This window comes from Chlamydiota bacterium, from assembly GCA_012729785.1.
GTDB lineage: Bacteria > Auribacterota > Tritonobacteria > UBA1439 > UBA1439 > UBA1439.
This window is the reverse complement of record JAAYCL010000037.1, coordinates 144,775-156,000: the sequence shown is the minus strand read 5'-3', so window position 1 is coordinate 156,000 and position 11,226 is coordinate 144,775. Positions and strand designations below refer to the sequence as shown.

Below are 11,226 nucleotides of genomic sequence, written 5' to 3'. Positions count from 1 at the left end.
GTCGCCCCCCGCGCGGGGGCGTGGATTGAAACCGCTCCCTGATCTCCTTATCCTCTTTCTCCAGCCGTCGCCCCCCGCGCGGGGGCGTGGATTGAAACTGCCGCCCCCGGGGCGAGGTTCTTCCCTCCGCCGGTCGCCCCCCGCGCGGGGGCGTGGATTGAAACAACTTTGTGCCGTCTGGTATAGCGGCGTGGGGAGTCGCCCCCCGCGCGGGGCAGCATCCTCGACCATGAGCCGGAGACGCGGGAGGCGGTCAGCGGGGGATGAGGCGAGATGGGACCGGCTCCCCGGCGGAGACGGGGGAGCGCGCGCGGAGGTAGTCGGCGAAGGCGTCGCGGTCGAGGACGCCGCTGTTGGTCATGTCGCGTCCCTCGAGGAACGTCGCATACGAATCCCCCCCCTGGGCGAGGAACGAGTTCGTCGTCACCGTGTACGCCGCCGCGGGGTCGAGCGGTTCGCCGCCGCAGCGGACGGATCCGACCCTCGACCCCTCGGGCGCCTTCGGGGAGTATTCGACCGTGAGGCCGGAGAGCTGGAGGATGCCGTACTTGAGCGCGAGACTCTGCTCGAGGATCCGCAAGAGCTGCGCGCCGGTGAGCGTCATCGTGTACAGGGTGTTGTCGAACGGCAGTATCTTGTAGATGTCGCGGTAGGTGACCGGGCCCGCGAGGAGCGGGTTGCGGATGCCGAAGTTGTTGTGGAACGCGATCTGCGCCCCCGTGGCCGCCCGCATGCTGTCGGCGATCAGGTTGCCGAGCGGCGCCTCGGCGGTGTCGTTGCCGGCAAAGTCGTCGCTCGACTCCGCGACCGTCTCGTCGAACCTCTCCCCGACCAGCGCGGCCCACCGGTCGACGATCGCCTGCGCCTCGGGGTCCGGCAGGCAGCGGCCCTTCTCGAGCGGGACCAGCTCGTAGCGGTGGCTGGCGACGCGCCCGCGGTCCGGGTCCACCCGGCAGTCGAGCCGGCCGAGGTACTGCCCCGTCCCGCCCGCCTGGACGATGAGGGTGCCGGTCCTGCGGACGCGCAGGGGCTTGCGCAGCAGCTCGTGCCCGTGGCCGCCGACGATGACGCCGATCCCCTTCACCTCCGCGGCGATCTCCTTGTCCTGCCACGAGCCGCAGTGGCTGAGCAGGACGATGAAGTCGACCCCCTGCGCCTTCAGGGCGGCGATCTGTTCCCTGACGACCCCCTGCGGCTTCTCGAAGACGATCTTCTCGGTGCGGCCGGGCATCACGATCGCGGGCGTCGACTCCGTGATCACACCGATGATCCCGACCTTCAGCCCGTCCGCGTCCTTCACGACCGCCGGGCGCAGGAACGACGGCGGGGGGCCCCCCGACGAGACCCGGACGTTCGCACCGAGGATCGGGAAGCGGGCGGCCGCCGCGAGCGCCTCGACGACGCCGACGCCGAAGTCGAACTCGTGGTTGCCGATCGCCATCGCGTCGTAGCCGGCGGCGTTCATCGTCTCCACCACCGCGATCCCCTTCGACACGTTCCCCTCGGGCGTGCCGAGGAAGATGTCGCCCGCGTCCAGGAGCAGCGTCGGGATCCCCGCGGCGCGGTTCTCCTCGCGGATCTCCCTGACACAGCTCGCGAGCGTCGCGGCCCCCCCGGACGGCTTCCGCCACCCCTCGACCCGCTCCTCCGTGATGTGCCCGTGGACGTCGTTGGTGTGGAGGATGCAGAGCTGCCGGAGCGGCGCGCGCGGCGTGACGGCGCAGCCGGCGAGAAGGGCGAGGGAGGCGAGAAATAAGGGGCGCGAAAATCTCTTCAGCATAGATCCCCCGGGAAACCGGAAACGAGAAACCGCGGTTCCGTCACATCCTTGCGCACCGGTCGCACGCGAACCGGCGGCGCCTGCGCGCATCGAACTCCGGCGCCTCCTTCAGGCAGGTGCCGAGGATCTTGAACGACTGCGCGAACAGCTTCACGCTCTGCCGGTTGAGCGCCGCCGGCGTCTCCCCGACGTCGCTCCAGCCGGGCGTCGAGAGGTCGCCGGGTGGGAGGGCGAGGGCGTCCCAGTTGTTGAACAGCCGCCCCCAGTCGCTTTCGAGCGCCTCGCGGATGATCCGCTGGTGTGTCGGGTACCAGAACGAGTCGTGGTAGAGGACGCTCGCGACGTACGCCCACGGGGCGAGCACCGTCTTCAGCGTCCACTCCACAGGCCTCCGGAGCCGGCCCCAGTATATCCGGTGCTGCATCCGGCTCGCGAACGTCATCTTCCTGAACGGCCCGGTGAAGCGCCAGTTCTCCGCCGCCGCGTTTCGGTCGCCCGCGATCTCCACCTCGCGCGTGTCGGCGCAGCCGAGCCCGGCGTCGTGGGCGAGGCGCAGGTATTTGATGTCGCGGAGCGGGTCGAATCCCATCATCCGGGCGGCGACGGCGTCGATGGCGACCTGGTCGACCGAGGCGAGGATGACGTTCTTCACGTGCGGCCGCATGCAGCGGGGCCCGGGGCCGTCCCCGGCGAAGGTGCCGTCCATCACCGCGAAGACGCCCCGGTGGATCCTCTTCTGGATCGCCAGCAGGTCGACGAGCGTCTCGTGGATGACCGGGTGCGTCCAGTGGCGCCGCTCGTTCAGGAGGCCGCCGAAGGCGTTTTTCATCGCCCCGGTGGTGGTGGTGAAGACGTGCGTCTTCACCGTGGGGAGGTGGACGATGTTCTCCCCGACGAAGCGGCGGGGGAGCATGAACCCTTTCGGGTAGACGTCGTTCAGGCAGAGGAAGCGCTTCGCCAGGTCGCCGACCGCGTCACGGACGTTGATCCACTCCTCGCCCTCGTAGAGGTGGATGTTCCGAAGCCCGTGGGCCTCGACGACGTTCAGCTGCTTGTTCTCCCGCTCGCCGAGGCGCGCGTCGATGACGACGGTCCGGTTGTGGCAGCCGTGGATGCGCGCGGGGTCGTAGCCGTCCCGCTTCATCGCCCGGATGACGCCGTCGAGCTGCCACGGCGTCGTCGAGGATGCCGGGAAGAAGAAGTGCCACGAGATGTTGATCTTCAGGGCGGTGTCGGCGTCGTTCGGGATGACGTCCCGGTAGCCGGCGAGGTTCATCAGCCGGTGGTAGTCCTCGAGCACGGTGGCGGGGGAGGTGCGGAGGACGGCCACGACCGGCTTTTTCATCGCGGCAGCATTGTAGCACAGGCGCCCCCGCGGCGGAACCGGGCGATGTGCGCGGAGGGAAGGGCGGCCGGCTCCCACCGCCCCTCCCCGCCGCTTGTGGCGCGCGCCGCAACCGGGTATACTCGCCCCATGGCGGACGCGCCCGATTCCTTGTGGCAGCAGGCCCTCCGGGTCATCCCCGGCGGCGTGAACTCGCCCGTGCGCGCCTTCCGCGCCGTCGGCGGCGAGCCGTTCTTCGTCGAGTCGGCGCGGGGGGCCCGGCTGCAGGCGGCGGACGGCCGCGCGTTCATCGACTACGTCCTCTCCTGGGGGCCGCTCATCCTCGGCCACGCGCACCCGGTCGTCCTCGGGGCGATCGAGGAGGCGCTCGGGAAGGGGACGACCTACGGCGCCCCCACGCGCCGCGAGACAACGCTCGCCGAGCTGATCCGCGGCGCCCTCCCCTCCGTGGAGCAGGTGCGCCTCACGAGTTCCGGGACCGAGGCGGCGATGGCGGCGGTGCGGCTCGCGCGCGCCTTCACCGGGCGCAGCGCCGTGGTGAAGTTCACCGGCTGCTACCACGGGCACTCCGACGGCCTCCTCGTCAAGGCCGGCTCGGGCGCCGCGACCTTCGGCGTCCCCGACAGCGCGGGCGTCCCGCCCGCCTTCGCGCGCGAGACCGTCCCGCTCCCGTTCAACGACCTCGAAGCCGTGGAGGCGCTGATGCGGAGCCGCGGCGCGGAGATCGCCTGCGTCATCGTGGAGCCGGTGGCGGGCAATATGGGCGTCGTGCCGCCGCGCGACGGGTTTCTGGAACGGCTGCGCGCGCTCACGCGGGCGCACGGGGCGCTCCTCGTGTTCGACGAGGTGATCACCGGGTTCCGGCTCTCGTATGGGGGCGCGCAGGGGGTCTTCGGAGTGGCGCCCGACCTCACGGTGCTCGGCAAGATCATCGGGGGGGGGCTCCCGCTCGCGGCGTTCGGCGGCCGGAGGGAGCTGATGGGCCTCCTCGCCCCGGAGGGGCCGGTCTACCAGGCGGGGACGCTCTCGGGGAACCCGCTCGCCGTCGCGGCGGGGATCGCGACGCTGTCGATCCTCTCGGGGGGAGGGATCTACCCGGCGCTCGAGGAGAAGGCGCGCCGTCTCGCCGAGGGGCTGGGCGAGGCGTGCCGAGGCGCCGGCGTCCCCTGCGCCGTCTCCCGCGCGGCCTCGATGCTCACGCTGTTCTTCCGCGACGGCGCCGTGACCGACTGGGAGTCCGCCCGGCGCGCCGACCAGGACCGCTACGCGCGCTTCTTCCACGCGATGCTCGACCGCGGCGTCTACCTTCCGCCGTCCCAGTTCGAGGCGATGTTCCTCTCCGCGGCGCACACCGACCGCGAGATCGACCGCACCCTCGCCGCGGCGAGGGAAGCCGTCAAGACCCTGTAGGGGCCGCCGCGACGCCCCGCCGTTTTCTCCGCAGCGCCGAGACCAGCAATGTCACCGCGACCGTCGCCGGCAGGGCGAAGATCGCCTGCTCGGGCCAGAAAAGCCCGATCCATCCCCCCCGCCACGAGAACGGGAAGAGCCAGAAATACTCTGGGCCCAACTGCTTCTGGCAGGCGTCGAGGGCGAGATGGAGCAGCGCGCCCGCGAGGAGGCAGGCGAAGGCCTCCCTCCGCACCGAACGCACGAACAGGAGCGCGCACAACGCGCAGCAGGGGACGACCAGAACCGGGGAGTGGAGCGGCTTGACGAACGGGTAGGCGGCGGGGAAGAGGATGTGCGCCGGGCGGGAGAGGAGGTCGGGGAGGACGGCCCCGAGCGCGAAGAGGGGGAAGAGCCGGTCGAAGAGACCGCGGCGGACGAGCTGCGCGGAACAGAGGTGCGTCAGGAGGTCGGGCATCCGGTCACCCCATGCGTCTTGTTCAGGCCGCGCATACCGCGCTCCGCGTTCATCTGCGCCCCGTCGCTCCTGCCCGAGCTCTCCGCGTTCTCCGCGTTCACTTCTGTCCGACGCCCGGCAGGCGGGCGCGACGGTCCGGGGCGGATCCTCCTGTCTCCCCCGGCGCCTTCGCGGCGGAACGGGTGCCTGTCTCAACGGGATGCGGGCTGAGTCCCCTCCCCCGCGAGGAGGGGAAGGGCGTTTCGTATCCCCGGCGAGGCGTGGACGCGGACTGTTCCTCCCTCCTCGGTCACGAGGATGCACTCCGTGCGCGGAAGACGCTCCACGAGCCGGAGCGCCTCGGGCGCCCCCATCACCACCAGCGCCGTGCCGAGGGCGTCGGCGACGACGCACGAGTCGGCGACGATCGTCGCGCTCGCCACCCCCCGCTCCGCGGGACTGCCGGTGCGCGGGTCGAAGATGTGGCTGTAGCGCTTCCCGTCCTGGATGAAGCAATCCTCGTAGTCGCCCGAGGTGGCGACCGCCCGGTCGGAGAGGTCGAGGGCGACAAGAACCCCCTGAGAACGCGGGTGGCGGATGCCCACGCGCCACGGCGTGCCGCCCGCGCTCATCCCGAGGCAGTACACGTCGCCGCCGATGTCCACCAGCGCTCCCCGCACCCCCGCAGCCCTGAGGACGGACGCCGCGCGGTCGGCCGCGTAGCCGGCGGCGATGCCGCCGAGGTCCACGCGCGTCCCCCGCGGCTCGGCGCGGGCGAAAAACCCGCCCGACTCCTCTCGCAGGGCGACGCGGCCCGATACGCGGACCGGCGCGTCGGGGACCGCGCGCGTCCCTCCGGTCTTGAACCCCCAGGCCTCCTCCGCGGGAAGGACGCAGACGTCGAAGGCGCCGCCGGTGAGGCGCGAGATCTCCGCGGCGCGCCCGAGCACCTCGAAGGTGCGAGGGTCGACCTCGACCTCCCCCTCCGCGCCGTCGGCGTTGAGGCGCGCGATGTCGCTCCCCGCGCGGTAGATGCTCATCAGGCGCTCGATCGCCGCGATCTCCTCGAGCGCCTTCGCCGCGGCGCGCCCCGTGCGCCCCGAGATCCTCTCGAATACGCTCCCGACGATCGTGAGCTCCGCCCGCGTCCCCATCGCGGCGGCGCCGTAGCGCCACTCCCGGGGCAGGAAGAGCGCCGCAACGCAGACCGCCGCCGCGGCCGCGGCCGCGAGCGCCGCCGCGCGCCGTTTCACCGCCACCCCCCGCCGAGTTGCCTGTTGGCTCCCCCCGCACGGCGTGCTACACTTCGGCGGTGGGCAGCGAGGCGGCGAAGCGTAGGCGTGCGGGCGGAATGATCTTCATCGCACAGGCGCCGCGTCATGTGCGTCATGGTATCACAGAGGGCCCCGCAGTCGCAGCGGATATCCGAGACGGGCGCTCCCGCCGCGCCGCAGCCGCGTGCGATCCCGTTGTGACCCTGGGCGGCGGCTTCGACCTCGCGCGCCGCCTGCTCGCGGGGATGGAGGGTGCGCCATGTTCGACATCGGCGGTCCCGAGCTCGCGGTCATCCTCCTCGTCGCCCTCCTCGTCCTCGGGCCCCGGCGCCTGCCCGAGGCGGCCCGGTTCCTCTCGCGCGTTGTCCGGGAGATCCGCAACGCCGTCGAGGAGATCAAACACGACCTGAACGACCGCGGCGACCTCGGCGGATGAGGGAGGGGCTCGAATGGCTCGTCGCATCGGGATGCTGATCCGCGCGGGGGTACTCGTCGTCCTCGCGGCGGTTCCGCTCATCTACTCGGGGCGGTTCCACAACTCGTTTGGCGTCCCGAAACAGGCGTTCTTCCAGGCGGCGGTGGCGGTTTTGCTCCTCCTCTTCGGGGCGCAGGCGGTGCTGCAACCGCGGCGGCTCGTTGCGCGCTCCGCCCCGGCCGATTTTCCGCTGTTGGGCTGGCTCGCCTGGTTCGCCCTCGCCGCCGTCTTCTCCGTGGACCGCGCCCAGGGGATGCGCGAGCTCGCCTACGCCGCCTCCCTCGTCGGGCTCTACTTCCTCGTGACGCGCAACGTCGAGACGCGCGGCCAGGCGATCGCCCTCGTCGCGGTCGTGGTCGCACTGGGGGTCGCGGAGTCCGCCTACGGCATCGCGGAACGTTTCGACGTGAAGCTCCTCTACGAATCCAGGGTGAAGGAAGCCCTTCCCTCCACGGACGTCTCGTCGTGGCGCTGGGATATCCTCGGCACCTTCGGCAACCCCAACCACCTGGCGAGCTACCTCGTCCTCTGCTGCCCGGCGCTGCTCGGCGGCCTCGGCCTGCGGCGGCCCGCGGCGCGCCTGGCGTCGCTCGCGGGGCTCATCGTCGCGCTCGTCTGCCTCGTCCTCACCGGCGCGCGCGGCTCCTGGGTCGCGGCGGCGGCGGGCCTAGCCCTGCCGGTCGCGTGGGCGCTCAAACGGGGGGGGCGCGGCGTCCTCGGCCCGGCCGCGGCCGCCCTCCTCCTGCTCGCCGTGACGCTCGCCGCCGTCTGCCTTCTCCAGCCGCGGATCAAAACGGAGCTCGCCGCGCGCGTCACCGGGTCGTTCAGCGACTCCACGGGGTCGATGTACTACCGGATGCTCGGCTGGAAGGTCGCCGGGCGGATGATCGCCGCGCGGCCGCTGCTCGGCAGCGGCCCCGGGACGTTCAAGATCCTCTTCCTCCCCACGCTCGCGGATCTGCTGGCGGACCGCGACCCGCTCTCCTACTGGTTTCTCAAGGAGAAGATGAACGAGGCGCACAACGAGTTCCTGCAGGCGGCGGTCGACGCGGGCATCCCCGGACTACTCCTGTTCCTGTGGGCGCTCGCCGCCGTCTTCCGCGGCATCCTGCGGCGCGCGCGGGCGGCGGGGTTCCACGACGGTTTCTTCATCGCCTCCGCCGCGGCCGGCCTCGCGGCGGTCCTCGTGGACGCCTTCTCGTCGATCCCGTTCCACGTCGTGCCGACGCGCGTCGCCTTCTGGGCAATCGCCGCCGGCCTGCTCGCATGGCCCCCGCCGCCCCCCGCGCTCGACTCGCGGCCGGGGGAGGGGCCGGCGCCGGCGTTGGCCTGGACCCTGGCGGCGTATCTGGCCGTCTTCTCCGCGCTGTCGGCGATCCAGGCGGTCCGTTCCCTGATCTTCGACTACCGGTTCAAGATGGCCACGACGCTCAACTATATGCAGCGGATGCCGGAGGCGCTCGTCTGGTTCCGCAGGGCGCTCGACGCCGACCCGTCGTCGGGACAGGTCAAGTTCTACTACGGCTCGACGCTCGTGCACCTGGGCCGCAACGCCGAGGGGGCGGCGTTCCTCGAAAAGAGCACAAGGAACTTCCAGGACATCTACCTCTACAAGAATCTCGGGATCGCCTGCGAGCGGATGGGCAGGATCGACGACGCGATCGCCCAGTACCGGCGGTGGCGGGGGATGGGGATCGCCGCGCACGAGGCCAACAACCTCATCGGCCTCGCGCTGCTTCGGCAGGGGAAGCCCCTCGAGGCGGCGGAGGCGTTCAAGGAGACGCTGCGGGTGCGCCCGTGGGATCTCCCGGCGTACTCGAACCTCGCCGCCATTCTGATCGACGCCGGGCGCTACGACGAGGCGGTGGCGGTTTTGAATCCTGACCCGCTCTGGAAGACGCCGGACGCCTACGCCGTCTACGGGGTCGCCCTGCTCAAGGCCGGGCGTCTCGAGGAGGCGCGCCGCAAGTTCCTGCGGACCCTCGAGCTGGACCCGCGCTCCGTCAAGGCGCGCAACAACCTCGGCGCCCTCCGCTATATGCAGGGGGACCTCGAGGGGGCGCTTCGCGAGTGGGAGGAGGCGCTCAAGACGGATCCGGGAAACGTGATCGCATCGAGGAACGCCGAGACGGTGCGGGGGAAGCTGGAGGAGCGGCGCCACGCCGCGGCGCGCTGGCCGTTCTTCTCCGCGGGGGCGTCGCGCCCCCCTACACCCGGATCTCCTTCACGATCGCCTTGATGAAGCGGATGAAGTCGCCCTTCACTCGGCGGGTCGTCTCGATGACCTCCGCGTGGCTCAGGGGCCGCTCGAGCACGCCGGCGGCCATGTTCGTCAGGCAGGAGATGCCGAGCACGCGCATCTGCATCTGGCGGGCGACGATGACCTCGGGGATCGTGGACATGCCCGCCGCGTCCGCGCCGATGAGGGCGTAGCCCCTGATCTCCGCGGGCGTCTCGTACGACGGGCCGGTGGAGGCGAGGTAGACGCCCTTCTGGAGCCGTATCCTCTCGCGTTTTCCGATCCGTTCGGCGAGGGCGAGCAGATCCCGGTCGTAGGTGTAGGTCATGTCCACGAAGCGCGGGCCGAGCTCGTCGGAGTGCTCGCCGCGGAGCGGGTCCTGCTTGAAGTTGTTGATATGGTCCGTGATGAGCATGAAGTCGCCCACCTTGAACCCGCGGTTGATGGCCCCCGCGGCGTTCGTGACGAGGAGGACCGGAGCCCCGAGGAACTTCATCACGCGCACCGGGTAGGTGATGTCGGCGAGCGAGTGCCCCTCGTAGTAGTGGAACCGGCCCGACATCGTGACCACGCGCCTGCCGCAGAGGGTGCCGAGCACGAGTTCGCCCGCGTGCCCCTCGACCGAGGCCATGGGGAAATGCGGGATGTTCTCGTAGGATATCTTCACTGGGTTCTTGATGTCGCGCACGATGGCACCAAGGCCCGACCCCAGCACCAGGGCGATCTGGGGCTGGATGTCCGTGACGGCGTGGATGTAGTCAACCGACTGCCGAAGGTTACGCAGCATCTTTTTCATCGAGAATCACACGCTCCTTTCCGTGGACGTATCCGCATCGTGCCCGATCTCCTCCTCGACCGCCTCCTCCTCGCGCTCCAGCGCGCGGAAGCTCACCCCCTCGCGCCAGAGACAGATGACCCCGACGAGGTTGATGAAGATATACTGCGAGCCCCACGCGATCCAGCCGCCGGCGAGCGCGGTGTTGGCCGCGTGCCCGAAGACGGTGAGCGCCTTCCGGTAGGCGAGCTGGAACGAGCCCAGGTAGCCCGGGCTGGGGACCATCACGGCGAGGGAGAGCATCGACAGGAGGAGGGCGTAGCCGGTCAGGCCGAGGCCGCGCACCCCGAAGGCGCGGTTGATGAAGTAGTAGGTCCCTATTATCGCCGCCCAGACCAGGACCGAGTGCGCCACGACCAGGGCGACCTGGGCGCCGTCCCTGAGGACGCTCAGCCCCCGCACGAACGAGGCGACGGCGGCGCGGGCCCGCAGGGCGAGTCCGGGCGAGAGCCGGACCAGGAGACGGTGCGTCCCGCCCTCGACGGCCGCGGGGTACACCCTGGCGGCGATCAGGAGCGCCAGGACCCCGAGGTAGCCGGCCACGAGCACGAGGGCGAGGTGTTTGAGGTACTCCAGTTCGGGGCTGAAGGTGATCGAGAAGACGAGGAAGAGAAAGATCCCCATCACGCACAGGGCGTCGGACACCCGTTCGAGCACCACCGTGGCGAGCACTGTGCCGATGCTCACGCCGTGTTTCTTCCCGATGAGCACGGCGCGGATGACCTCGCCGCTTCGGGCGGGCAGGACGTTGTTGGCCATGAAGCAGATGCTGATGGCCGAGAAGAGATCCATGAAGCCGATGCGCTTCGTCGGCGAGAGGAGACATCCCCAGCGGAACACCCTGAAGAGCATCGAGACCGACACGCACGCCATCGCCGGGAAGAGCCACCGGTACTCGGCATGGGCGAGGGCCTCCCAGAGGGCGCCGAAGTTGACGCCGCGGAACGCCACGGCGAGACAGCATAGGGCAAGGGCGATCCCCAGTACGGCCCGCGTGCGTTTCTTCATCCAGCCGCTTCCCCCTCCGCCGCGGCCGCAGCCGCGGACCGCGCTCCCGGATCGGAGACGAATGATAGCACCCGGACGGGGCGGTTGACAAGGGCGGGAGCGGCTTCAGCGTGCTCCACGGTTTCAATGGAACCGACGGCGAAACCGGCATCTCCGCCCTTCCTGCGAGTGGGAGCATGCTTTGCGGGACGACGCTGTCTCGCGGCGGGCACGGCTCGGGAGGGTACCCTCTTGTGCGAACAGGGCGATACAAAGGATGGCCGCCGCGTGTGGGAGCGAAATATTCGGCGTATTGCCGAACGCGCCGCGACGAGCTACATTGTACTGATATCTCATCGATAACGGGTCTGCGGACGCACGGGAGCGTACTATGCCGGGCGCATCGAAAACGCATATTCGAGCGGCGGCGGCTCTGTGCATCGCG

9 protein-coding genes are annotated in these 11,226 nt (G+C 70.5%); 3 read left to right on the top strand and 6 right to left on the bottom strand.

The features are described from left to right. Positions 1-253: 253 nt before the first annotated feature. Together GXY35_09680 and GXY35_09675 are read right to left on the bottom strand one after the other, a co-directional pair. On the bottom strand, positions 254-1,780 hold the full coding sequence (locus GXY35_09680) for a bifunctional metallophosphatase/5'-nucleotidase (protein NLW94846.1): 1,527 nt from the start codon (positions 1,778-1,780) through the stop codon (positions 254-256). A 40-nt stretch (positions 1,781-1,820) separates the two neighbouring features. Further along, complete coding sequence (locus GXY35_09675; protein ID NLW94845.1) at positions 1,821-3,125, bottom strand: DUF362 domain-containing protein; 1,305 nt, start codon at positions 3,123-3,125, stop codon at positions 1,821-1,823. Positions 3,126-3,254: 129 nt separating this feature from the next. Here GXY35_09675 and hemL point away from each other — a divergent pair, with 129 nt between their 5' ends. Beyond that, a complete protein-coding gene (gene hemL / locus GXY35_09670; protein ID NLW94844.1) occupies positions 3,255-4,535 on the top strand; it encodes a glutamate-1-semialdehyde 2,1-aminomutase in 1,281 nt (426 codons plus the stop codon). Here the strand turns inward: hemL and GXY35_09665 are convergent. Next, entirely contained in the window at positions 4,522-4,992 is a 471-nt protein-coding gene (locus GXY35_09665) for a hypothetical protein (GenBank protein NLW94843.1), read from the bottom strand. The genes hemL and GXY35_09665 overlap by 14 nt on opposite strands. A 191-nt stretch (positions 4,993-5,183) precedes the next feature. Continuing rightward, positions 5,184-6,224: an FAD:protein FMN transferase gene (locus tag GXY35_09660; GenBank protein ID NLW94842.1), complete on the bottom strand. Its 1,041-nt coding sequence runs from the start codon at positions 6,222-6,224 to the stop codon at positions 5,184-5,186. Between the two features lie 280 nt (positions 6,225-6,504). On the opposite strand from GXY35_09660, the gene tatB reads away from it, so the two are divergent. Then, positions 6,505-6,681 carry a twin-arginine translocase subunit TatB gene (tatB, locus tag GXY35_09655; GenBank protein NLW94841.1) on the top strand — a complete coding sequence of 59 codons (177 nt, stop codon included), beginning with the start codon at positions 6,505-6,507 and terminating at the stop codon, positions 6,679-6,681. 13 nt (positions 6,682-6,694) lie between these two features. Beyond that, the gene (locus GXY35_09650; protein ID NLW94840.1) at positions 6,695-8,959 is read left to right on the top strand and encodes a tetratricopeptide repeat protein; all 2,265 of its coding nucleotides are present in this window, start codon (positions 6,695-6,697) and stop codon (positions 8,957-8,959) included. Here GXY35_09650 and GXY35_09645 read toward each other — a convergent pair. Continuing rightward, positions 8,928-9,755: a purine-nucleoside phosphorylase gene (locus tag GXY35_09645; protein NLW94839.1), complete on the bottom strand. Its 828-nt coding sequence runs from the start codon at positions 9,753-9,755 to the stop codon at positions 8,928-8,930. The two genes, GXY35_09650 and GXY35_09645, sit on opposite strands and share 32 nt — an antisense overlap. 6 nt (positions 9,756-9,761) lie before the next feature. Continuing rightward, a complete protein-coding gene (locus GXY35_09640) occupies positions 9,762-10,802 on the bottom strand; it encodes a flippase-like domain-containing protein (protein NLW94838.1) in 1,041 nt (346 codons plus the stop codon). Positions 10,803-11,226 lie beyond the last annotated feature (424 nt).